This is a genomic window from Anatilimnocola floriformis, from assembly GCF_024256385.1.
GTDB classification, from domain to species: domain Bacteria; phylum Planctomycetota; class Planctomycetia; order Pirellulales; family Pirellulaceae; genus Anatilimnocola; species Anatilimnocola floriformis.
The window spans coordinates 2,269,704-2,294,438 of sequence record NZ_JAMLFW010000001.1; the positions used below are offsets into that span (position 1 = coordinate 2,269,704).

The following is a 24,735-nucleotide window of genomic DNA, read 5'->3' on the forward strand; positions in this document are numbered from 1 at the left end:
CCCCTTTCTGCCGATCTAAAATTGATAAGTGCAGATTGATGCAGTCGTGCAAGCCGCTGTTGTCAGTTTGCGCCGGCCTGCGGTCCCACCTCATTCCGCAGGCTTGATGTAGTTCGCTCCCCAGGATGGACCTTCCCAGCGAAAAGGCGGAATACCATGTTGCGAATCGATGCTGGTTCGACCGGCAAATATTGCGATGGCCTGTCGCGGCGGAGCTTTGTGCAACTGGGGCTCGCCGGCATGGGAAGCTTGGGGCTCGGCAGTTTGCTGCGGCTGAAAGAAGCTTCGGCAGCGACGGTTGCCAAGAAAGATACGTCGGTCATTCTGCTGTGGATCGACGGCGGTCCGGGGCACATGGATACGTACGACATGAAGCCGGAGGCGCCGCCCGAGTATCGCGGCATCTGGCGGCCGATCAAAACGAACGTGCCGGGGATGGAGGTGACTGAGCTCTTCCCGCTGCATGCCAAGGTTGCCGATAAGTTCAGCGTCATTCGCTCGATGCATCACGACAACGGCGATCACTTCACGGCGGGCCATTGGATGCTCACCGGCCGTGGCGGCACGAGCGGCGTAAATACTCCCGGCAAATTTCCGTTCTTTGGTGCGATTGCCACGAAGCAAGCGGGCCCGCGGCAGGTCGGCATGCCGGCGAACGTGGCAGTTCCGTATGCGATGAGCATCGGCTTGCGGCCTGGTTATTTTGGTGGCAACTACATCGGCCCGCAAGAGAATCCGTTCGAAACCGATGGCGATCCGAATGCCTCGAATTTTGAAGTCAAGAATCTCTCACTCGGCAAGACGATGACCGTCGATCGTTTGAGCGATCGACGCAATCTGCTCGCGAGCATGGACAACCTGCGCCGCGAAATGGATCGCACCGGCCGGCTCGATGCGATGGACAAGTTCGATCGCAATGCTTACGAAATGATCACCGGCGCGAAGGCTCGTGAAGCCTTCAATCTGAGTGCAGAGAAAACCGAGACTCGCGAACTTTACGGCCGGCATCCGTGGGGCCAAAGCACGTTGCTCGCGCGGCGATTGGTCGAAGCGGGAACGACGTTTGTCACGTGCCACTTCGGCGGCTGGGATCATCACTGGGATTTGCAGAAGGGTTACTACAACTACCTGCCGAAGATCGATCAACTGGTGTATGCCCTCTTCACCGACTTGGCCGAACGCGGTCTGTACGACAAGGTCACGGTCGTTCTTTGCGGCGAATTTGGTCGCACGCCGCGCATGAACGATGGCGGCAACGGCGGCGCTGCCGGCAGCATGGGCACTCCCGGCCGCGACCACTGGGGCAATGCCATGTCGGTCCTCATCGGTGGCGGCGGCATCAAGGGTGGCCGCCTCATTGGCAGCACCAACCGCCTCGGCGAAGTGCCGCAAGATCAACCCCTGATGCCCGGTGATCTGCATCACACGCTATTCAAGGTTCTCGGGGTCGATCCGCACGTGCACTATCCGGATCTCACCGGCCGCCCGATCATTGCTGTTGATCATGGGGCCGTGATCGAGAATTTGTTTTGATTCACTCGCGAACCTTCCTTGCAACCATTTGTCCTTCGGAAGAGTACAACGCATTTGTTGCATGGAGACATTCCCCTCGATCCACAATTACTGCAGCGGGCGATTGATATTCGGGACCGCAGTTACGGATTGCTTCTGTGGGTGAGCAAGTCGCTCGATGAAGGAAAAATTGCTCCCTCACGTGCTGCCAACCACTCCGGCGGTCCAGAAGCGGCAAGGGAGTGGCTGCAGAATTATGCCGCGGTAATTCCGGCGGACATTCGTCCCAGCCAAGCCGAGTTGCCCGAGTTTGCGGCCTTCATTAGCACGTTTCTCATTTCCTCGTTCGATATCGTTGCGAAACCTGGGAAACGCGCCGCCGACTACCTGAACACTTGGTGCAATTGTCCGTACTGCCTGCGGATGGTCAACGCGCCGTATCTACAACCCAAGAAACCGACTGCCGGTGACAAACGGAGGGCTGAAATCCTGATGGCGGACTGCTTGATCGAACTCGGCCGGGCGAATGGCATTGAGTTAGACGTCGGCGCGGCAGATCGCTTCGTCGCAGAGCGAAGGTATCGGCGGTCGTGCGCGTATCTCACTTACGGTGAGTCGCTGATTCGGCGTCTACGCGGTGAGTCGGATGGGCCGGCAGTGCTCGTGTTGTGGCGGCAGATTGCCTGGCTGCCAAGCGGCGGCATGATACGCGGCTTCAGATTGGAGCTACCAGACTTTGTCGCTGCGGAAGAGCTTCTGAAGCGTGCGCTGGCAACGAGAGAAGTTGACTGAGTAACTCATCGACGTCGATCAAATCAACTCTCATGTCGGTCCAGCTGACACGCGAGTTATCTGTGCGCTAGCAAAGCCGCTGTTTTTCAGGCATCGCCAGCATTTATTACATCGTTGTTAGCGGGCACGAAAGGTGCGTTAGTCGCGGGATTCGCGCCGTTTCTTTTCGCACGCCTTTTGCTGGATCAACGCCCGCATGTCAACTCTGCTCGAGGCCCAGACCTCGCCCGCCGGTTCTGCTTCCACGGCCAACAAAGCGCCTGTCGCCGTTCGCGGCATTGTCAAAAAGTTCCAGCAGGGGGACTCCACAGTCGAGGCTCTGCGGCAGGTTTCGTTCGCGGTCGAGCAAGGCAAGTTTGTCGCCATCATGGGCGCGAGCGGTTCCGGCAAAAGCACGCTCATGCACGTCGTCGCGGGGCTGACGACACCCAACGCCGGTACCGTTGAGATCGAAGGGGTCGATCTTTCGACGTTGTCGGATGCGGCCCTCACTCGCTTTCGCCGCCGGCGGATCGGCTTGGTGTTTCAAGCGTTCAATCTCATTCCGTCCCTTTCAGCCGAAGACAACATTACGTTGCCGCTTCTTTCCGACGGCAAGCCGAAGGACATGCAGCAACGGCTCGATACGTTGCTCGCGCGACTTGGTCTGACCAGCCGGCGGAAGCATCGGCCCGATGCTTTGAGCGGTGGCGAACAACAACGCGTGGCCATCGCGCGGGCTTTGATCACCGATCCTGCGCTCGTTCTCGCCGATGAACCGACCGGCAGCCTCGACAGCGTCAGCGGTCAGGGAATCTGTAAACTGCTGCGAGAACTGTGTCAGGAGCAGAAGCGGACGATCGTCGTCGTCACCCACGAACCAGCCGTGGCGATCTGGGCCGAAAAAGTCGTGATCATGAAGGACGGCCAGATTGTGAACGAAACCGACACGGCGCCGTTCGGCAATGCTCTCGCGCTGGCCACTCATTACCAAAGCATCGCCTCGGCTCCTGTGAAATAAGGTTGCCGCTGCCCGCTGGTTTGTTGCTCTACCCGCCCAAGCGATCCACCGCCTGCCTTGGAATCTGAACATGACCGTGAACGATATCGGCATCGTTTTTAAACTCCTCAGTGCTTACGCCCGCCAGCACATCGGCCGCACATTTCTCACGCTCCTGTCGACCGTTGCCGCCGCTGCCATCGTGGTGTGGGTGGTCAGCAGCTACGACTCGCTGGTCGAAAAGTTCGACGACTTCGCCGACAAGTACCTCGGCCGCTATTCGCTGATTGTCATTCCTGTGCCGAACGAAGATGCACCGAGCACTCCTTTCGGCGCCACGTTGACGTTGAGCGAAGACGTTGTCGCGGCCCTGCGAAAAGATCCGAGCGTCGCCGCCGTCGATGCCGTCTTTCAAACGCGGGCCAGCGTCACCAATCTCAACGCTCCACCCGAACCGCCGCCAACGCCACCCAAGGCCGAGGAAAAGAAGACGGATGAAAAGGGGAAAGCCGGCGATGCGAAGGGCGCCACGCCGCCAGGGCAAAGTCAGGCCGCGATGAACACCATGATGCGCGGCCGAGCCAATCGCACACCGATGCTCGTGGGCACCGATGCTATCGAACCGCCGTACGAAATGACGGAAGGAAAATGGCTGAATTCGAAAGACAAGGAATCGCTGCAAGCGGTCATCACGTCGTTGTCGGCCGATGCTCTGAAGTTGAAGGTCGGCGACGAGGTGGAGGTCGGCAGCACCTTTGGCCGCGGCGAGCAGATGACCCTTAAGATCGTCGGCATCGTCGAACAACGACAAGCCGCTCCGCAGGCCGGCATCATCATCGGTCTGCCGTCGCGCACGATGAACAGCCAGCCGTTGCAACGAGGTCCGGCCAGCGCGGCGCTCTACGTGCCGGTTGCTCTGGCGGAAAAAATCAGCGGTAACAAGGCCGCAGCCGCGTACGCCGGCGTGGTCCTCAAGCCGAGTGCGAACGCTGCGGCGTTTCAGCAGGCTTGGACCGATAAGTTCGCCGCCGACAAAACCAGCGCCGAGTTGCAAACGCTGGCCAATGTCGAGTCAGAACTCGATCAAAGCAGCACCTCGGAAAACGTCCGAGCTCAAGCCTGGTCGGCCACCGGCATCTCGCTGCTGGCTTCGCTCTTCATCATTTTTACGACGCTCAGCATGGGCGTCGACGAACGCATTCGTCAGTTCGCCGTGCTCCGCGCGGTGACCTGCACGAAGTCGCAAATCGCGCTGCTCATCATGCTCGAAGGGCTCGCGCTCGGTCTGGTCGGTTGGGCCGGCGGCTTGCTTGCCGGTTGGGGGTTGCTGCAGTTGACGATGGATACTCAATCGAGTGCGTTTTTGAGCTACCTCTGGTCGACCTACATCAAGTACTTGCCGCCCGATCCGCGTACTCAAATCTCCGGCGCTGCGTCGCTGGGTTGGTGGTGCGTGATTCTCTCTGGCCTGTGCGCGGTCGGCGGTTCCTTGGCCGCGTCGATTCTTCCCGCTTGGAAGGCAACCCGCGTTCGACCGCTCGATGCCCTCGCGCCGGCGAACCGTGTTCCCGCGTTCCGCTTCCCTTGGCTGGCGACGCTCTGCGGCTTCGGCTTGATCGCCATCAACCCGATCCTCGTCTTCTATGTGCCGATGCCCGATACCTCGCGCTACTTGATCTCGGCTCTGTTTGGCTGCACCGCAATGGGGATTGGATTCATCCTGCTCGCGCCGCTGGCCATCATCGCGACCGAGCGAATTCTCGGACCCGTGTTGGCACTGGTACTCGGCTTGAATCCGCAACTCCTCTCGCAGCAACTCTCGAGCAACTTCTGGCGCACGCTGGGAACTTCCGTCGCCCTCACGCTGGGGCTCGGCTTGTATGTTTCGATGCAGGTCTGGGGCTACTCGATGCTCAATCCTTACATGCCCGGCAAATGGTGGCCGGACATGGTAGCCGGTCTCACTCCCTCGGGCGTGCCCGATGCTGAGATCGCTTCGATCGGCGATGTGCCAGGGATCAAGAAGGGGCAGGTCGTTCCGATTGCCAATCAGCAGGTAAAATTTGTCGATGACATCACCAACTCCAAGAAGGGGGTCGCCACTTCGTCGCGGCAGGACAACTGCGTGATGATGGGGGTCGATGGTGAGTTGGCCTTCGGCGGCGAGAAGCCGATGTTTGATTTCCGCTATGTCGACGGCAAGCGCGAAGACGTCGTCAAGAAGTTCAAGACCGGCGGCCGGTATTGCGTGGTGCCCGACCACTTCGCGCGAGAAACCAATCTGAAGATCGGCGAAAAGTTCGCCGTGCGTCTCCCCGCCGAACCCGACAAGAGCGTCGAATACGAAATCGCTGGCGTTGTGAACATGAACGGCTGGCACTGGATGAGCAAAGGTGGCCTGCGCAACAACGGCGGTGGCCGCTCGGCGGGGCTGATGTTTGCGCCAATCGATACTGTCCGCAAGGATTTCGATATCAAGCAGGTTTCCTTCTTCTGGTTTAACCTCGATGGCACGAAGACCGAAGACGAAGTGAAAGAGTCGCTGCAAGCGATTGCTACTAAGTTCTATAAGCCAACCGGCCGCGGTGGTGGCGGTCGAGGTCGCGGCGGTTTTGGTGGCGGACGTGCTCCTGCTGCCGAAGGGGCTGAGGTTGCCGCGGCAGGCACAGAAGCCGCGGGTGCCGGAGCAGCTGGTGCCGCCGCTGCCACAACACCCAGCCCATCACCGCGCGGATTTGGCCGAGGTGGTGGCGGCGCGAACGTGCAATTCCGCACGGTCGCCAGCGTGCGAGCGGCGATGAGCGATCGCGCGGTCGGCATCTTCCGGATTCTCAGTCGCTTGCCACTGATCACCCTTTACGTCACTTCGCTCGGTGTAATCAATACCGTGCTCGCGTCAATTCGCGCTCGTAAGTGGGACATGGGCATCATGCGTTCGGTCGGCGTCACCCGATTCCAACTCTTCCGCCTGATCCTGGCAGAAGCGCTGCTCATCGGCATCGTCGCCTGCCTCCTCAGCCTCGCCTTCGGCGCGATGGCTGGTTACTGCGGCGTGGGAGTGACGCGTTACGTGAACGTCCGCGGCGGCCAGGTGACGACGCTCATCATTCCCTGGATTCCGATTCTCTACGGCTTTGCGATCACGCTGAGCCTCTGCCTGATCGCCTCGATCTGGCCTGCCATCCGCACAGCGTTCAAAGAGCCGCTTACGCTGCTGCAACAAGGCCGCACCGCGATCTAGCTCGGTGCCCGGACGAATAGACCGATTGCATGTTCGATCGGTCCTCTATGAGTGACTATCGACCACCCGAATTAGTGGCAATAAAGTGTGATATTTGGGCTGCGATATTGCGGTCGTTTCTTGACTCTAAGTCTTTCTAGTAAATGACTTGCGAAAGAAACGACTCCTCTCATCACCTGCAATATTCTGGGGGTATGAAAGGGGGGGCGGCCTCATCGCAGGCAAAAGGCCGGTGCCGAGTATCCGCCGTCAGCTCACGGCGACAAGCGCAGCTCAATCGGCCGGTGATCGCTGGTCGTTTTGTCGTCGGGGAAATCCTTGTCGCGCACGATCACCTTGCAAACCGGCTTCCAATCCTTGGCCGGTCCCGCGACAAACGCAAAATCGAGCATCGAATCGGGATAGTTGTCCTTGCCATCGCCGTCGCGGTCGTCCCAATTGGTGTCGATCAGTTCGACCGGCTTGGCCCACGACCAGATGTTGTCTCGCAAGATCTCCACGAAAGACTGGTTGCCTTTCGCGGTGCGAAAGTCGTAGTCCATGTTGAAGTCGCCGAGGGTGATGCAGGGGAGCGATTGAGCCCGTGCCCATTCGCGGAGCCCAATCGCCTGTTCGTTACGAGCCTTCTCGTTCCCGCGGGCTAGGTGATTGGCGACGACCAGAAAATCCTTCTTCGTTTCGCGTTCTCGTAAATGAGCCATCAACGGCGAACGAAGGTTCCCGCTGTTGAGAACATGGTCCTCGAATCGGTTCATCTCCGCCTTGCGGATGAGTTCAAACCGTTTGCTGTTAAAGACGATCTGCAGCCGGTCGTCTTTGCCGCTCGCTCCATCCACTGCCTCGTAGTCCTCGCCACACGCCAACTTGTACTTGCCCATCGCCGCCGGATCGACTTCCGAGAAGGCATACACGTCATAGCCACGAAGTTTGGTCAGTTGCTCGGCGATGACGACGGGATCGCTACCGCCGGATTCGAGATTCCAGGCCAGGAAGCTGATCTGCTTCGTGGCCGGCTCGGCGGCGTATCCCAGCGAAGCAAGCGAAAGAACGGCCGCCATGAGGATTTGCAAACGCATCAGGTTCCCTTTCCGTTGTTCTGAAGTGCATCAATTAGTCTACTGCTGACCGTTTGCATTTGGTCACCGTGCTGGGAAGTTTTCGGGAATGTCCGGTTGGCGAAAACAACAAGCCCGCTCCGGAAAAAGGTTTGCGGCGTTTTTTCGCGACAGATATAGTAAATGGATTGATTCCCTCACCGGTGTTTCTGCTCTGGGCAGAGCCGGCCCGCCTGCATTGTCCCTTCCCTCCCCCAGCGAGACCTGGCATGGTTCGGAATCTGTTGGTTGCGCTCGCGCTTCCTCTACTGGCGATCGGCGATGCTGCCGCCGCAGAGCCCGCGGCGAGTGGCGAGATCAGCTACTTCAAGCAAGTCCTGCCGATCTTTCGAGCCAAGAACTGTACCGGTTGCCATCAACCGGCGAAGCGCGGCGGCGACTACGTGATGACCGACTTTGCCACGCTGTTGAAGGGAGGCGAGAGCGGCACCGCAGCCGTTGTGGCCGGCAAACCAGCCGAAAGCGAGTTGATCGCGCAGATCACGCCCAAGGACGGCAAAGCCGAGATGCCGAAGGACGGCACGCCGGTAACCGATGCCGAGCTGACGCTAATCAAGAAGTGGATCGAACAAGGAGCCAAGAACGACACGCCGGCCTCGAACGCTCAGCGCTACGATGCCGAACATCCGCCGGAGTATCTCGCCCCGCCCGTACTGAAGGCCGTCAAGTTTTCTCCCTCGGGCGATGTGCTCGCAGTGGCCGGTTATCACGAAGTGCTGCTGCACAAACCCGATGGCAGTGGACTCATCGCGCGGCTCATCGGCGAGTCGGAACGGATCGAAGCCATCGCCTTTTCGCCCGATGGCACGCAGCTCGCTGCCTGCGGCGGTTCGCCGGGCCGGTTCGGCGAAGTACAAATCTGGGACATCGCCAAGCGCGAGCTGAAGCTCTCAAAGATCATCGGCTATGACACAATCTACGGAGTGAGTTGGTCGCCAAACGGCAAGGTCGTCGGCTTTGGCTGTCCCGATAACACGATGCGCGGCATCGATCCCGCGACTGGCGAGCAAGTTCTCTTCAACGGCGCTCACAACGACTGGGTGCTCGACACGGTCTTCTCGGTCAACAGCGATCACATCATCACTGTCAGCCGCGATATGTCGATGAAGCTCGTCGAAGTTGGCACGCAACGGTTCGTCGACAATCTCACCAGCATCACACCCGGAGCGCTGAAGGGTGGCTTGATCGCCATCGACAGGCATCCCACCAAGGACGAACTCGTCTGCGGCGGCGCCGATGGTGAACCGAAAATTTTCAAGATGGTGCGAACCGAGGCTCGCAAGATCGGCGATAACGCCAACCTGCTGAAAGAATTTCCGGCGCAACCCGGCCGTATCTTCGGCGTGGCGTACAACAAGGACGGTAGCCGAATTGCGGCTGGCAGCAGTAAAGATGGCCGCGGCGAAGTGCGAGTTTATGACACGACCAATTTCCAGCAAGTCTGGAAAGTCGAAGTTCCCGAAGGGGGCGTGTACACCGTCGACTTCCGCGCCGACGGCCAGTCGCTAGCGGTCGGTGGTTTCGACGGAGAAGTGCGGCTGCTGAATACTGCCGATGGCAGCCTGATTACGAAATTTCTGCCGGTGACGATCAAGCAAACGGCAGCGAAGTAGAACGACGAAAGTAGCTGAATTCGCCAGAATTCAGTTGCGAGAACATTGAGCCAACTCGAAGAAGCATTTCGGAATTCTGGCGAATTCCGCTACTGTTTGAGGTCAACGGATATGCATACCAAACAAACCTTCTGCTGGTTGTGCTGGCTCACGGCCCTTCCTATTGCTTTGATGCTGCTGATGTCGGCCGCCCGTGGCGAGGAATTGCCGGCTGGGCTGAAGGTCGTCGCCATCGAACTGCGGCCGACTTCGGCGGAGCTGAAGCACCGCTTTGATTACCGACAGATTCTCGTCACCGGCAAATTAGCAACCGGCGAGAGCGTCGATCTCACTCGTATCGCCAAAGCGACACTGCAAGGCGACATCGCCACGATCTCTGCCGACGGCCAACTGCGGCCGACGGCGAATGGCAACGGCGAATTGGTTTACACCTACGGCGAACTGACGGCGAAACTGCCGATTACGTCGAGCGGTTTTGAAACTTCGCAGCCGATCAGTTTTGTGCGCGACGTACAGCCGATCCTCTCGCGCACGGGTTGCAACCAGGGAACTTGTCACGGCGCGAAGGATGGCAAGAACGGTTTCAAGTTGTCACTCCGCGGTTATGACGCGATTTACGATCATCGCGCGCTGACCGATGATCTCGCGGCTCGGCGCTTCAATCGAGCGAATCCCGATCAGAGTCTGATGCTGCTGAAAGCCACCGGCTCGACGCCGCACGTCGGCGGTGTGCGGATGAATGTCGATGATCCCTATTACAGCTTGCTCCGGGAATGGATCACGCAGGGCGTGAAGCTCGATCTAAAGGCCGCTCGGGTCACCAAGATCGATGTCTACCCGCTGAACCCCATCGTGCCGCTGCCGGGAATGAAGCAGCAAGTGACCGTCACCGCGACGTACGCCGATGGTTCGACCCGCGATGTCACTCGCGAAGCCTTCATCGAGAGTGGCGACATTGAACGCCTCGAAGCCGACACCAAGGGAGTGCTCACCACGCTCCGCCGCGGCGAATCACCGGTCCTCATTCGTTACGAAGGAGCCTACGCGGCGACGACGATCATTTGCATGGGCGATCGCAGCGGCTTCGCTTGGCAGCAACCGGGTTCGAACAACTACATCGATGACCTCGTCTACAAAAAGCTGCAGCAGGTAAAAGTCCTGCCAAGCGAACTTTGCAGCGATGACGAGTTCATCCGCCGGCTGTATATCGATATCACCGGCCTGCCGCCAACCTCCGCGCAAGCCAAAGCATTTCTCGATGACAATCGCGATAGCCGTGCGAAACGCGACGCTCTCGTCGATCAACTCGTCGGCAGCAGCGAATACGTCGAGAACTGGACCAACAAATGGGCCGACATGCTGCAGGTGAATCGTAAGTTTCTCGGCGAAGAGGGCTCGGTCGCCCTCCGCAACTGGATCAAGAACGCGATCGCCACCAACAAGCCCTACGATCAATTCGCCCGCGAGGTCCTCACCGCCCAAGGCTCGAATCTGGAGAATCCGCCGGCTGCGTACTTCAAAGTGCTCCGCGACGCCGAGAACGCGATGGAGAACACCACGCACCTCTTCCTGGCCGTCCGCTTTAACTGCAACAAGTGCCACGACCATCCGTTCGAGCGTTGGACGCAGGATCAGTATTACAGCATGGCTGCGTACTTTGCGCAGATTGGCCGCAAGGAAGATCCGCTCTTCAACGGTCAAAAGATCGGTGGCTCGGCCGTCGAGGGGGCCGCTCCGCTAGTGGAAGTAATCTTTGATGCCAAGGGTGGCGACATCAAGCACAATCGTACCGGCGAGATCAGCCCGCCGTCGTTCCCCTACGTGCATGGCGATGTAGCACCCACGACGGCTTCTCGTCGCGCTCAACTCGCGCAGTGGATGACGTCGAAAGAGAATCAGTACTTCGCCAAGAGCTACGCAAACCGTCTGTGGGGCTATCTCTTCGGCGTCGGCATCATCGAGCCGATCGATGATATCCGCGCTGGCAATCCGCCGACTAATCCAGAATTGCTCGATGCGCTCACTACCGAGTTCGTGAAGTCCGGTTTCGATACGCAGCACATGCTCCGCACGATCTGCAAGTCGCGTACGTATCAACTGTCGGTAAAGACCAATAAGTGGAACGAAGACGACGGTATCAACTATTCGCACGCCTTGCCGCGGCGACTGACGGCGGAAACGCTCTTCGATGCGATTCACGTGGCCACCGGCTCGACGCCGCGGCTGCAAGGAGTGCCGGTCGGCTTTCGCGCGGCGCAAATTCCTGACGCCGGCATTTCCGATCCATTCCTCGATGACTTCGGCAAGCCTGTTCGCGAGAGCAGCTGCGAGTGCGAACGCTCGTCGGGCATGGTTCTGGGCCCGATTTTGAAACTTATCAACGGTCCGACGGTTTCCAACGCGCTCGCCGATCCGCGCAGTCAGCTCAACGAGTTTGTGAATAACCAGCCGGACGATGAGAAGCTGATTCGCGAAGTCTTCCTGCGGTTCCTGGCCCGCGAGCCTTCGGCGGCGGAGATCAAGTATTCGATCGAAGCCTTGAAGGCCACTTCGGGCGAAGTCGAGAAGGCTCAAAAAGCCTTGGCGGATTACGAAGCCACACTTCCCGCCAAAGTTGCCGCTTGGGAAGAAACGGCGGGCAAGCCAGCCGTTTGGACAGCGCTCGACATGGCCGAAATGAAGTCTGCCGTCGGTGGCACGTTCAAAAAGAACGAAGACAAGTCGATCAGCGTCACCGGCACGGCGGGTAAGGATACTTACACGCTCACCGCGCCCATCGACGTCGCCGGCATCACCGGCATTCGGCTCGAAGCGCTCGCCGATCCGGCGCTCCCCGCGGGCGGTCCCGGTCGGGCGATGAACGGTAATTTTGTGCTCAACGAATTCAAAGTTGCGATCGCGCCCAAAGACGATCCGACCAAAAACGAAGTAGTCACGCTGCAAAACGCCACGGCTGACTTCAGCCAGGCCTCTTGGGCCGTGGTCGGCGCCATCGATGGCAACGACGCGACCGGTTGGGCGACTTCGCCGCAGTTCGGCAAGGACAACGTCGCGATCTTTGAAACAAAAAACAATGTCGATGGCAGCGGCAAGGTGCTGACCTTCACCATGCTGCAGCAATACACCGATGGCCAGCATTTGCTGGGCAAGTTTCGTTTGAGCGTGACGACCTCACCGCGTCCAATTAGCGGCGGCAAGTTGCCCGACGCGATTGCCGCGATCGTTGCTACTCCCAAAGGCAAGCGAACGGCGGAGCAGAACAGCGCGCTCACGTCGCATGTGCTCGGTCAGGACGGCGAACTTGCTCGCTTGAAGAACGCAGTCGCGCAAGCTCAGGATGCGACCAAAAACGCCCGGCTGATCGGCGTGCAGGATCTGGCTTGGGCCCTGATCAACAGCCCAGCGTTCTTGTTCAACCGCTGAGGTCCGCGGATGGAATCGAATGCCGAGTCACAATCCATCGCGGAATCTCCGCTCACGCCGCTGGGGCAGCAGATTCTGCGCGACCATGGCAAACCCTCGGTCCTAATCGAACCGGTTAGCGACGAACCGGTGGCTAGTTACCTGCCCTCCACGACTATCTTGTGGCTGGCCCTGCCGTTCTGCGTCGTCAATTTTCTAATCGGTCCAATTGCGACACTCAAGAACTATTTTTCATATCCGCTGCGCGGCGTGTGGTTCGCATTATTCGCCAGCTGGATGGGTGTGATTGCGTCTCAGGCCACATTCTGGAATCTTTATTTCAGCCTCAGTTCGGAATCTTTGTACCGGCGAATATCCATCCTCACGCCACTGGTTATCCTGGGCGGCGGTGCCGGACTGCTGGGGTTTGCGTTCGCAGCCTGGTATGAAGAATGGCGAGTCGGCGACCTGGAGTGGTGGGAGAACGGGGCCCGATTTTATTGCCTTTTGCCGATCATCATGGTCACGGGACAGGCCCCGTTTTTTGCTTGTCGCATGTTCGGCTGGTCACTGCGCCCCGTGAACGCATCAAGTGTTCCCACTGCCGATCATTCAAACCAGCCGATGTCGATCGCCGACTTGTTGCTCGCGACCGCTGCCGTGGCCGGCGCGTTTACGGCGATTCGCATCGCGCCGACCAGCACCTTTACCAAGCCCGAAGAATTCTGGCTGATGGCTGCAGTCTTTTGCTGCCTCGCAAGCTGCTGCTCCTTGTTTGGCGGCGTGCCGTTGCTGGTGCTGCTGCACTACGTCCGCCATCCGCTCTTGAGATTCCTTTGGATCGTGGTCGTCCTGCTGGTTGGATTTGTGGTCGCTTGCCTCATCCTCGTCTACTTCAGTGGCTGGGATGAACTTTTCAATGAAGCCCTTTTTAACTCGCTGATGTTCAGTGGAATCTTGCTGTGGTTTGTCGCGGCGCTATACAGCCACTTGTACTTGTTGCGACGGTTCGGCTGGGCAGTGGCGCCACGACCGTAATCCGCGACGCGGACTTTACTTTTCGCTCTTCAGCTTCTTAATCCACTCTTCCACAATCGCGATGTCTTCATCGCTGAGCTTGCCTGATGGCGGCATTTGATAGTCGGCTTCTTCGTAGCGTAGCGCCTTCAAGATAAAGCTGTTCTCCGGTTCGCCGGGTACAACGGCTGGACCGGTGGAGCCCCCCTTGAGAATGTCGGCCAAGGTGTCGAGCTTCAAGCCGCTCTTCACTTCCTCCGCCTTCGCCGAGTGGCAATCGAAACATTTACGGGCAAGCAGCGGCCGCACTTTGCTGGTGAAGATCTTTTCAGCGTCATCGGCGCGCACGCTCGAAAACGAACAAGCAATGGCGATGGCAACGGCGATGTAAGATAGGCGTGACATACGAAAATTAGAACACCAGCCACCCTCGTTTGCTACCGCTACGATTCGCGATTTTTGCGAGATATATTGACCAGCTATGCCAACCGAATACCTCAATCCGAAAACGCTTTGCCCCACCTTCGGCTGGACGCACGTCGCCGTCTCGTCCGGCCAGCGAACGATCTACATCTCGGGTCAGGTCGCCGTTGATGAACAAGGAAAGGTCGTCGGCGTGGGCGACATGAAAGCGCAAACCGAGCAGGCCTTTCGCAATGTGCAACTCGCGCTCGAAGCCGCCGGCGCGACCTTTGCCGATGTGGTGAAGACCAGCCTGTTTGTCGTTGGTCTCAAGCCCGAGCACGTACCGCTGATTCGTGAAGTGCGGGCTCGCTATGTGTCGAAAGAGACGCCGCCCACCAGCACGCTCGTGGGTGTGAGCGCGTTGGTCGGGCCGGAATGGCTGATCGAAATCGAAGCCATTGCGGTGCTTCCCTAGCGATAGCACGCTATATCTTGCGGTATTGCCGCGGGGCCATATGTCGCTCGGTTGCGGTATGATATGGGGCTATGTCCCTTCCCACTGCTTCTACCGTTCAACTCATCGCCGAGGCGCGCGACGGCAATCGTGCCGCGCTCGAAACGTTGCGGGACAGATCGCGCGGACAGTTGCTGGCGAAGCCCGCGAATGACAATGCCAGCGAGCGGGCCGCCGCGATCTTGGCGGTGATCGAGCGGATCGAGCAGAAGTTTCACGAGTTTCGCGGCGATTCGGAGCCGGAACTGCTCGCCTGGCTGGAACGCCTGATTGCGCGCGAGCTCAAAGGCTCGATCGCTTCGGACGCGACGCTCGTTGAGCAACGAGCCCAACGGCCGCGCAAGTTGGAAGATACGACGGATCTGGCGGCGCAAACTATGGTCAAGCCGCCGTCGCGCGGCAGTTCTGACAAGACCGAATCGTCCGACGCCACGCTGGCCCGGCCTGCTGGCGATCGCCCCAATCCGCCAGCGTCGCCGACAATGTCTCCGGCCATGTCGATGCCGCCGACGGCTGGCGCCGCGCGAGCACCGGCCCGGCAATTCGGCAATTACGATCTCGTCGATACCATCGCCAAGGGGGGCATGGGCATCGTCTACAAGGCGAAACATCGCAAGCTCAACCGCATCGTCGCGCTGAAGATGATCCTCTCGGGACAGTTTGCCGATGAACTCGAGGTGCAGCGATTCTACGCCGAAGCCGAAGCAGCGGCTCGGCTGCGGCATCCCAACATTGTCGGCATTCACGACATCGGCGAGTGCGAAGGGCAGCACTATTTCTCGATGGATTACATCGAGGGCAAAAGTCTCTCCGATCTGCTCAAGGATCAGGCTCTGCAACCGCGGCATGCGGCCAAGCTCATGGAAGCGATTGCCTCGGCGATGCACTATGCGCACGTCGAGGGCGTCGTCCATCGCGATTTGAAACCGTCGAATGTGTTGCTCGATGCCAGTGGTTCGCCCCTCATCACCGACTTCGGCCTGGCCAAGCAAGTGCACAGTGGCGGTGGGCAATCGCAAATGACGATGTCTGGCACCGTCGTCGGCACTCCCAGCTATATGCCGCCCGAACAAGCGGCGGGCAAGATCGAGCTGGTGAATATCCGCAGCGATGTCTATTCGCTCGGCGCGATTTTGTATGAGTTGCTCAGTGGCCGACCGCCGTTTCGCGGCGCCGGCGTGATGGAAACGCTGCGGCAGGTTCTGGAGAACGAACCAGTCGCGCTGCGGATTCTCAGCCCGACCATTCCGCGCGACCTCGAAACCATCTGCCACAAGTGCCTGCAAAAGGAGCCCGAAAAACGGTACGCCACGGCCAAGGAACTTGCAGATGAACTCGGCCGGTTTCTGCGCGGTGAACCGATTCTCGCGCAACCGATCAGCCCCGTGGCGCGTGGTTGGCGGTGGTGCAAACGAAATCCCGCCATCGCGGCGGCGTCGGCTGCGGCGCTTTTCGGCCTGATCATCGCGCTCGGCGCGACGACCGTGGGTTACATCCAAACCTCGGCAGCGCTCGCTGAATCCGAGGAAAGTCGTCGTCAGGCGATGGACGCGGTCAACGATTTGTTCACGCAGGTCAGCGAGAACACGCTCCTTAACAAGCCGGGCTTGCAACCGTTGCGGAAGGAGTTACTCGGCCGCGCGCTGAATTATTACCAGCGGTTCCTCACGCAGCGGGCCGGTGATCCGCGGGTGCAGGACGAACTGGCGAGCACGCATTTTCGCATCGGGTTGATTACAGAAGCAGTCGAGTCAACTGAACAGGCTCTGCCGTTGTACGAGACCGCGCGCACGATGCAAGAAAAGCTCGTCGCTGCCGCGCCGAAAAACCCCGCGCGATTAGAAGCTTACAGCAATACGCTGAATGCTCTCGGAACGGCGCTGGCCGCCAAGAAGCAGCACGCCGAAGCCCAGAAGATTTTTCGCACGGCGGCGGAAGTTCGCACGACTCTCGCCGAGTTACAACCGAGCAACAGCGAGTATCAACGACTGCTCGCGAACACGTACATGAATCTGGGTGTCTCCTTTCGCGGCACGGGCGATCGCAAAACGGCCCGCGAGCAATTCGTGCATGCCCAGCAGATTCGCGAAGCCGCGTTTCAATCGGATGCCAAGAACTGGAAGCTGCAGCGCGACATAGGCAAGGGGCACTACGGCCTGGCGAGTCTCGCGCGGCAGGAACAAGACCTCGTACAAGCCAAGGCCGAGTTCGCTAGCGCGGCTGAGGCGTTTGAATTGGTCGAGCAGCGCGACCCGGTCGATCTTGAGAACCGCCGTTTGCTCTCGGTTTGTTATCGCCTGCTCGGCGATCTGGCGAGCATGGAAGATGTCGCCGCGGCCCGGCAGTGGTATGAGAAGGCGCGATCCCGATTGAAACCGCTGGCCGAACAGAATCCGGAAGTCGTCGACTATCAGGTGGAACTCGCCGGACTCGAACTGAATCGGGGTTATCTCGACAGCGACGACGGCCAGCGCGCGGCTGCGATCGCGGCTTTCAGCGAAGCCTGCGCGATCTTGGCGCCGCTCGGTAGTGCGCCTTCTGCACTGCCGCGGCATCGTCGCGATCTGGCCATGGCCTGGCGAGCGCTGGGTTCGGAGCAATCTCAGTTCGGTCAGCGCGAGATGGGACTCGCGAATTTGCGCAAGGCCCGCGATGAACTCAGCAAACTCATCAAGGACTTTCCAGCAGAAGCGGACTACGCGCAGCAACTGCAGGAAGTAAATGAAATCATCGAGATGAACGAAGCTCCGCCGCCGGCTCCCACTCCACCGACGGAATCGCCTCGCAGCTAGCACTGCATCACGACAGTTTGTCGGCAAAATCGTTTCAACCCTCAAGTCTCCCCAGGTTGAGGGCTGATAATCGTTACAACCGGTACATCTACCACTGCGCGCAGAGGTCGGTTCATCACGAGGTTGCCATGAGTGGAAAACCCATCGCGTACATTGCCTCGCTGCTCGGCTGCAGCCTCGTCGCGGCGTGGACCTTGCCCCTAGCTGCTCAGCAACCCACTCCCGCTGCTCGGCAGCTAGCGCGCGAGACAACGGCGGACCTCATCGAAGAAGAAGACGCACCAGAAGACTTCAATGTGTATCCCGCGACCGCAATGCAGCCCGCGCCCGCAGCGCCGGCAATGTCCACTCGCGGCGCTGCCGCCGCTCCGTCTCGTAGCAGCGCTCGGCCGGCGATGAATCGCCTCGCCAGCGCGCCCGATATGTTCGGCGACTTCTTCATGTCGGGGGGCAATCTGAATTTCGGCCGCGCTCAGGGTGTGCCGGGGGCCGAGACCTTTGGCTCGTTCACCGTGCCGTCAGCGGGCGGCAGTCGCCGCGTGAAGATCGCCGAGAACAACAAGGCCATGCCCAGCGACCGCCTCATCTTTTCCTACAGCCATTTTGAAAACGCCCTGCAATACACCGAAACGCCGCTGGCCAATCCCGCCGCGGGAGTAACGAGGTCGGTTCCCATCGATCGCTACACCATCGGTATCGAAAAGATGTTCCTCGACGGATTGTGGTCATGCGAAGTCCGCATGCCCTTTCAAGGGCAGTTCGATTTTCAAAGCGCCGCGGTCGTCGGCGACGGCGGGCAAGTCGGCAACCTGGCCGTCATTCTCAAACGGCTATTGGTGGAAGACGAAGACTTTGCCGTCGTGGTCGGTATGGGCATCGACGTTCCCACCGGCAGCGATTTCAAATTCGACGATCGCAGCACCACGCCTCTCAATCCGACGCGGTTCACCTTTCACAACGATTCGCTCCACCTGCTGCCGTACACCGGCTTTCTCTTCGCCGGTGATGAGCGGCCGTACTTCATCAATGCCTTTGCGCAGGTCGACGTGGCAACCAACGGCAATCGCGTCGAAGCGGGCCGCGTGAATGGCCCGTCGCGAATCCTCGGCACTTACACTGAGCAGAACCTCATGTTTCTCGACCTCGGTTCGGGCTGGTGGTTGTATCGCGACGGCGGCGGCACGCTGACGAACTTAGCCGCGCTCCTCGAGTTCCACTACACCACGTCGCTGCAAGATACCGATGCGATTGCTGCCACCGTTGGTGGTCGGCCGATCGACTACCGCAACAACTTCAACCGCTTCGACATCGTCAACCTCACGACGGGTGTTCAGGCCCGCCTGTGGGACAACACGTCGGTCCGCGTCGCCGGCGTCTTCCCACTCGGCTCGCGCGACGATCAGCGATTCTTCGACAGTGAACTGCAAGTCCAGATCAACCGGCAGTTTTAAAGTCGCCTGTCGCTCCGCAAAAGGACACGCCTTCCAGCGGCAGCAGTTGCAATAATCGGCCACATAAGATTGCGTGCTACGTCTCGCGGTTCTAGGCTACGTCGTCGTAGGGCAACATAATTTTGCCAGTTGAGCGGCAGCGAACGCACCGAATGGATGTAGCCTTGTATATCGCCGATTGGAAGAAGCGACTCACCGCGCTAGCCGATAACCCCGGTTACGTCTTTGTTGATACGCCGCCAGACTTGATCGCGCGTCACTATCTTCGACTGACAAAGTTTTCTGGCTACACGGAGTGGGAGGTCGCGGCTGTGGAGAAAAAGTTGGACGTCGAATTCCCAGAGATGTTCAGACACTATCTCCTGGAAATGGGCAAGTCTCCCGGCGATCTGTTTCGCGGCAGCGATCTGGCCGCTACAAGCGAGTTTGAAAACTTCCATGCCAAGGCGAACGCACTGCTGGCCGAAACCGATCCAGCGCTAAAGCTACCCAGAGATGCGGTCGTGTGGTTGTTTCACCATGACTGCACCTTTGTGTATCTGCACGGCGTGGGCGGCTCGGATGGACCGACAATGCAGTGGACGGAGACCGAGCGCGAACCTCGCGAGGTCGCGGTCACGTTCGCGGCGATGATTGATGCAGAATTGCGTCTCATGGAAGAAAATAACCGTGAGTGGCGTGCGAGAGGTGGCTACTACAAGACGCTGTGCCCAGATGAAGGCTGAACGATGCAATTCCCCAGGCCTCTGACACCGGCCCCACACCTTTGCTTCATTAACTCACCGACTCATTTGCCATCCAACCTAAACGCCGGATCAAACTTCTCCGGCGGGTTTTCCATCGCTTCGAAAGTTAGTTTCTGCAGCATCCTCGTCGGGCCATCGTTACTCAGTCCGGCATCGTCGATGGGCCGGATCAGATCCAGAACTGCGGCAAACTCCCCCGCTTCGTAATTGGTGAGAGCCGGTTCGTACAAAGCTCGTAGCCGTTGCCAGTTGGCGTCGGGAGTGGCTGCGCGCAGTTCGTGCAGCTCCACATTGCTGTCGAGGCCGACGGCGCGCACCTGGCATACGCGCCGTGTGTTGAATTCCTCGCCCAGCAGTCGTTGTGTCGAACCAGCAACCAGAACTGGAATGCCGAGGTACTTCGTAGCCCCTTCGATGCGACTCGATACATTCACCGTGTGACCGCGCGGGCCATATTTCAAACGCATCCGACTACCGGCGTTGCCGACTCGCGCCGGACCGGTGTTCACACCCACCCCGATCTGCAGTGGTTTGCCGAGTCGATCTTGCCACAGTGCGCTGATCAACGGCAGTTCCTGTTGCATCGCTAGCGCAGCCCGGCAAGCTTGCTTCGCATGCTCGGCCTGATCGAGCGGCGCGTTCCACATCGCGGCCAAGCCGTCGCCGTAGTAGTCGATGATAATGCCACCATGCTTCAGCACTTGCTCGGTCAGTTTGTCCATCACATCGCCGACGAGTTGAAATGTATCGCGAGCGCCGAGTTGTTCCGAGATCCGCGAGAAGCCGCGTAGGTCCGAAAACAACACCGTGATCTCGCGCTCGGTTCCTTCCAGCAACTCCGGATTTCGTTCAAGCTCAGCCGCGACCACGGGTGAAGCGAATTGCTCGAAGCGCGCTCGATTGCGAGCCGCTTCGGCTTCTTTCTCCATACGTGCCAGACCGGCGCTCACCGCGCCGGCGAGCAACTGCACCAGGCGCGCTTCCATCGGCAAGATGCCGGGGCGTTTTGCGCCGGGTTGAATGCCGCGAGAACCATACACTACGCCGACGATTTCATCGGTTGCATCGAAGACCGGTGAAGCCACCACCGCATCGACATGCGCCAAGCTCGCCGAAGGGGCCATCTCGGCCAGGCCGCGATAGAAAGTTCGGCGGTCGTTCAGCACTTGATTGAGCACGGCCTGACTGACTCGTGAGAACCGCGAGTTCTCTGCCTCGTGCATGGCCTTCGTTTCCCAACCCGATCCTTGTTGGGGCGCCCCAGCAGTGTTCCGCCGCACGATCACCATGCCCACGTCGAGCCCGACGAGATCCACCACCGCGCGGGCCGTCTCTTGATAAAACTCCGTTGAGCCGGCAGCGGCCTTTTGCACCGAGAGGAGCGTCTCGAACCAGCGCGTCAACGTTTCGGGCGATGGCGATTCGCCGATGTCGGCGAGGTCGACCGCCACCTCGGCTTTTTTCTCCACTCGAATCGGCCGCGAGATGGTCACGTACGCTTCGTTCGCGTCCGGCAACGATGGCGGCACGAGCGTGGCCGCGAGCGCATTCATCGGCTGCGGCGTTTCGGGCAATATTTCAATCTTCGAATAGCCAGCCGTCAGGCGCACGGGCAGCGCCATGACGCGAACTTCTTTGGGCTGCAGCACGCTCCCATCGGCGAACTCAACCACCTGGCCGAGATTCTCCAATCGCACCTGCCCTGGCCCGGCCACTTCGACCCGCAACTGATTGCGCGAGACATAGCTATCTTCGATCACAAATCGTGGCACGGTGCCTGATTCGGCGGGCGCGCGACCCAGCTCGAACGGCCCGGTGCTGTGGGTCCACTTGGCGTTTTGTGATTCATTGGTAATTTGAAAGCGCAGCATGCTAAGAAGTATAGCGAAGTTCCGCCCGCTCTCCCTGGGCACTTCCCGCAAGCTGCTGGGCGAGCTGCGGTGCAATCAGCACAGGCCGTGCAACCGGCAAAATCGTTTATCTACTATCAGGCCGCGGGCGCGCGGGCCGAAACTATCCGGATGGAAGGAGGTCTGTCCCGGATGGCAAACTGGCTGCGCTTCGAAATTGCTCTGCTTACGGCACTGACCGTCGCCATCAGCTCGCGCGCTGCCGCCGGCCAAGAAGCCTTTCGCCCGGTTGGTTCACTCAGTTGCAATAGCACAGCTTGCCACGGCAATGAACCACTCGACATCAAAGTGCCGCGCAAGACGGAGGAGTTTTCCCGCTGGATGTACGCCGATCCGCATCAGAATGCGGCCCGCACGCTGGCCAGTGAAAAGTATCGCGACATCCTGGTTCGTACGAGCAACCGCGACGACAACCAGGCCGATCCGAAAATCCTCGCCCGCTGCGCCAAGTGTCACGATCCGCTCAGCGGCACAGGCGACCACTCGACAGTCAGCGAATTCGGTCACGGCATTGGCTGCGAATCTTGCCACGGCAATGCCGAGAAATGGCTCGCACGCCATTACGAGCGCGACATCAGCCGGCCGGAACTCGCTGAGCTAGGAATGTTCGATACCAAAGACTTGCGAACGCGCGGCCAACAATGTGCCAGTTGCCATGTTGGTTCCGCTGATCGCGATATGGACCACGACATGATCGCGGCCGGTCATCCGCCGCTACGGTTCGAACTCTCGGCCTATCACGATCTCATTCCGAACAAACATTGGAATGACAACCGCGAACGCTTGGAGAAACGTGACTTCCAAGTGCAATTGTGGGCTGCTGGGCAAACCGCTGCTGCCACGGCACGAATGGAACTGCTTGCCGCGCGATCGACTCCCGCGAAGCCGAATTGGCCAGAGCTCGCCGAGTCGAATTGCTTCAGCTGCCACGCCACGATCCGCGGGCAGGGCCAAGGAACGATCAATCGCGTCGGTCGGCCGCAGTGGAGTCCTTGGAATCTCACGTTCGTGGCTGATAACAGCTCGTTAACGTCGCTGCGAGAGTTATTTCGCAACGATTTCGCGCCGGCGCAGATTCAAACAGCAAAACTTAGTAAAGAGGCTAAGCAACAACTGCAGGAATCACTCACCAGTCAGGAAGTCACGTCGAGAGCGGCTTTGACGATGGTCACGAAATCGCTCGACTCAAACACCGCCGATTGGGAATCTCGCTGTCAGCAATATTTGGCTCTCACCGCCGTCGAGCGTGCAGAGCGAGACGAACTGGCCAAGGCCCGCTACTACGCGGTGATCAGCGATGCGGAGTACAATCGCCGTTCAGCCGAACAGCGGGAGTTGATCGCTGGGCTCGCGCAAGTTCGCACTTGGCTCGAATTCGAACCGCAGTCGGCAAAGAAGGTGCTCCTCGACGAGCCGTTGCGGTTTCAGGAAAAGCGTGCAGAAATCGGCGCCGAGTTGCGGCAGATCACGGATCGACTCCACCAGCAAACGCAAAACCGGAAATGAACGTTCGCGGAATCATCATCGCGTTTGTGTCGGTCGCCGCGTTGTTCGGCGAGCAATACTGCCATGCGCAGAACGCAGCCGCCGATCCAGCGAAGCCGCTGCAGCCGCCGCATGATTTCTATGACACGCGGCAGTGTCTCGATTGCCACAAGTCGCGCATTGGCCGGTCGAGCTATTTGGGCGATTCCAGCGCGCTCCCTTGGGACCAAGATGACAAGCATCGCGAAGCGTTCAACCTGCTGAAGAAACAACAGCCGTTAGTTTCGCAGATTCTCGGCTTTGAAATGCAGGCCGCGTTTCAGGATCCAAACCTCAAACGGCTGAAGACCGGCAACCTGACTGCTGTGGAAGCGGCGCAAGTCGCTGCCGTGCGTCAATGTTTGAATTGTCACGCGACCTGGCCGAACGTCGACAATACGCAAGAACCGCAAGTGCCGCACGAGCAAGGCGTATCGTGCCAGGCTTGTCACGGCCCGGGTGATAGTTGGGAGCGTCCGCACGCGAGTCCTTGGTGGCGACTCGTGACGCCGGCCGCAAAAGAGAAGCTCGGCTTTGTCAACGTCCGCGATCCTGCCGTGCGGGCCCGCGTTTGTGCCTCTTGCCACGTCGGCGATTTCGCGGCTGGCAAGTTCATCAAGCACGAATGGTACGCCGCCGGCCATCCGCCGCTGTCGAGCTTCGAGTACTCCACCTACGCCGCCTGGATGCCCGCCCACTGGCAACCGCTGAGCGACAAGCCAGCGTTCGAAGGGAAGGACGGCACCGATGGCGACTTCAATCTGGGGGTCGAAAATCGGGCCCGACTGCGCGATCGCAACATCGATATCCCCGAGGCCGAAGTGCGGATGAGCTTTCGCCAGGCCAATTTTCCCAACTGGAAGCCTGGCGAGCCTGATCCTTTCACGCAACTGCCGCGACTCCGCGATGCGCTGATCTCGAACACGGTCGTGTTGCAAGTGTATGCCGATTTGCTGCGAGATTATTCGGTCGCCGCGCAAGATGAAACGCAGAAAGCGACGACCCCGTGGCCTGAGTTTGCTCTCTACGATTGCGCGGCCTGCCATCACGAACTGCGGAGTGGCGCTGGATATCCGAACCGTCCCTTCGGCAAGAACGCGGTCGGTCGGCCACCGGCGTTTGTCTGGCCCACGGCGCTCGTGAATCTCGCCGTGCAACAAGCCGCGAACTACGATCCAGCCGCCGCCGCCGCTCGCCTCGCGAAGCTACAGCAAAAGCAGACGGCATTCGAGCGATCGCTGACGTCGGCGCTCTTCGGCAAACGCACGGAGATCATCGGTGCCGCCCAGGAACTCGACGCTGAACTCGGGCAGTTGATTCGCGAGTTGCAAGCGAGTCCCTTCGATCAGCGAGCGGCCAATCAGGCGCTGTTGCAGCTGACCGATCCCACACGAGTCGAGACGCGCGATTATCACAGCGCGCGGCAAGTCGCGTGGGCTTTCTGCGAGATCAAAAAGGATGCGCTGGGAATCCGCTACAACAGCCGGCCTGATTCTCCGGAGGTTGCGAGCATTCTGCGCGACTTTGAGTTTGCGATGGGGACTTCTGCCGCAAGCCGCGATGCGCTGCTGCTGCAGTTACCGGCGCAACGACGCAGTGTGATCGAGAACCTGCCACGCTTTTCACAAGCGATGAAAGAGTTCGACCATCTCCGCTTTGCCGAACAGCTACAAAAACTGCACGCTCAACTGTCGAACGGAAAGTAGCTGAATTCGCCAGAAT

Annotated in this window: 16 protein-coding genes; 13 read left to right on the top strand and 3 right to left on the bottom strand. The window is 59.4% G+C overall.

All coding sequences use genetic code 11. The features are described 5' to 3' along the window. Positions 1 to 156 precede the first annotated feature (156 nt). The 4 genes from M9Q49_RS08955 to M9Q49_RS08970 all read left to right on the top strand — a co-directional run bounded on the left by M9Q49_RS08955 (position 157) and on the right by M9Q49_RS08970 (position 6,524). The gene (locus M9Q49_RS08955) at positions 157 to 1,533 is read left to right on the top strand and encodes a DUF1501 domain-containing protein (RefSeq protein WP_254508379.1); all 1,377 of its coding nucleotides are present in this window, start codon (positions 157 to 159) and stop codon (positions 1,531 to 1,533) included. Positions 1,534 to 1,674: 141 nt separating this feature from the next. After that, positions 1,675 to 2,304, top strand: a complete 630-nt coding sequence (locus M9Q49_RS08960; RefSeq protein ID WP_254508380.1) for a hypothetical protein — start codon at positions 1,675 to 1,677, stop codon at positions 2,302 to 2,304. Positions 2,305 to 2,500: 196 nt separating this feature from the next. Further along, on the top strand, positions 2,501 to 3,304 hold the full coding sequence (locus M9Q49_RS08965) for an ABC transporter ATP-binding protein (RefSeq protein ID WP_254508381.1): 804 nt from the start codon (positions 2,501 to 2,503) through the stop codon (positions 3,302 to 3,304). Between the two features lie 70 nt (positions 3,305 to 3,374). Further along, positions 3,375 to 6,524 (top strand): ABC transporter permease, encoded by a 3,150-nt coding sequence (locus M9Q49_RS08970; protein ID WP_254508382.1) that lies wholly within the window; start codon positions 3,375 to 3,377, stop codon positions 6,522 to 6,524. 254 nt (positions 6,525 to 6,778) lie between these two features. Here M9Q49_RS08970 and M9Q49_RS08975 read toward each other — a convergent pair whose 3' ends face one another. After that, entirely contained in the window at positions 6,779 to 7,600 is an 822-nt protein-coding gene (locus tag M9Q49_RS08975) for a hypothetical protein (protein WP_254508383.1), read from the bottom strand. Between the two features lie 248 nt (positions 7,601 to 7,848). Between M9Q49_RS08975 and M9Q49_RS08980 the strand changes: the two genes are divergently transcribed. From M9Q49_RS08980 to M9Q49_RS08990, 3 genes are all read left to right on the top strand, one after another. Continuing rightward, complete coding sequence (locus M9Q49_RS08980) at positions 7,849 to 9,252, top strand: WD40 domain-containing protein (protein ID WP_254508384.1); 1,404 nt, start codon at positions 7,849 to 7,851, stop codon at positions 9,250 to 9,252. A 111-nt stretch (positions 9,253 to 9,363) separates the two neighbouring features. Beyond that, on the top strand, positions 9,364 to 12,675 hold the full coding sequence (locus M9Q49_RS08985) for a DUF1549 and DUF1553 domain-containing protein (protein WP_254508385.1): 3,312 nt from the start codon (positions 9,364 to 9,366) through the stop codon (positions 12,673 to 12,675). A gap of 159 nt (positions 12,676 to 12,834) precedes the next feature. Then, positions 12,835 to 13,692 carry a hypothetical protein gene (locus tag M9Q49_RS08990; RefSeq protein ID WP_254508386.1) on the top strand — a complete coding sequence of 286 codons (858 nt, stop codon included), beginning with the start codon at positions 12,835 to 12,837 and terminating at the stop codon, positions 13,690 to 13,692. Between the two features lie 15 nt (positions 13,693 to 13,707). Here the strand turns inward: M9Q49_RS08990 and M9Q49_RS08995 are convergent, their stop codons facing one another. Next, positions 13,708 to 14,076, bottom strand: a complete 369-nt coding sequence (locus M9Q49_RS08995) for a c-type cytochrome domain-containing protein (RefSeq protein ID WP_254508387.1) — start codon at positions 14,074 to 14,076, stop codon at positions 13,708 to 13,710. 76 nt (positions 14,077 to 14,152) lie between these two features. Between M9Q49_RS08995 and M9Q49_RS09000 the strand changes: the two genes are divergently transcribed. The 4 genes from M9Q49_RS09000 (at position 14,153) to M9Q49_RS09015 (ending at position 19,558) form a co-directional block, all read left to right on the top strand. Continuing rightward, positions 14,153 to 14,551: a RidA family protein gene (locus tag M9Q49_RS09000; RefSeq protein WP_254508388.1), complete on the top strand. Its 399-nt coding sequence runs from the start codon at positions 14,153 to 14,155 to the stop codon at positions 14,549 to 14,551. A 71-nt stretch (positions 14,552 to 14,622) separates the two neighbouring features. Further along, positions 14,623 to 17,382: a serine/threonine-protein kinase gene (locus M9Q49_RS09005; protein WP_254508389.1), complete on the top strand. Its 2,760-nt coding sequence runs from the start codon at positions 14,623 to 14,625 to the stop codon at positions 17,380 to 17,382. A 128-nt stretch (positions 17,383 to 17,510) separates the two neighbouring features. Further along, positions 17,511 to 18,833: a hypothetical protein gene (locus M9Q49_RS09010; protein WP_254508390.1), complete on the top strand. Its 1,323-nt coding sequence runs from the start codon at positions 17,511 to 17,513 to the stop codon at positions 18,831 to 18,833. A gap of 164 nt (positions 18,834 to 18,997) precedes the next feature. After that, on the top strand, positions 18,998 to 19,558 hold the full coding sequence (locus tag M9Q49_RS09015) for an SMI1/KNR4 family protein (protein ID WP_254508391.1): 561 nt from the start codon (positions 18,998 to 19,000) through the stop codon (positions 19,556 to 19,558). Between the two features lie 62 nt (positions 19,559 to 19,620). On the opposite strand, the gene M9Q49_RS09020 is transcribed toward M9Q49_RS09015, so the two are convergent. Then, complete coding sequence (locus tag M9Q49_RS09020) at positions 19,621 to 21,450, bottom strand: adenylate/guanylate cyclase domain-containing protein (RefSeq protein WP_254508392.1); 1,830 nt, start codon at positions 21,448 to 21,450, stop codon at positions 19,621 to 19,623. A 171-nt stretch (positions 21,451 to 21,621) separates the two neighbouring features. Here M9Q49_RS09020 and M9Q49_RS09025 point away from each other — a divergent pair, with 171 nt between their 5' ends. Both M9Q49_RS09025 and M9Q49_RS09030 read left to right on the top strand, forming a co-directional pair. After that, entirely contained in the window at positions 21,622 to 22,995 is a 1,374-nt protein-coding gene (locus tag M9Q49_RS09025; RefSeq protein ID WP_254508393.1) for a multiheme c-type cytochrome, read from the top strand. Beyond that, positions 22,992 to 24,719 (top strand): multiheme c-type cytochrome, encoded by a 1,728-nt coding sequence (locus M9Q49_RS09030; protein WP_254508394.1) that lies wholly within the window; start codon positions 22,992 to 22,994, stop codon positions 24,717 to 24,719. Before M9Q49_RS09025 ends, M9Q49_RS09030 begins: the two co-directional genes overlap by 4 nt. The last annotated feature ends 16 nt before the right edge of the window (positions 24,720 to 24,735 follow it).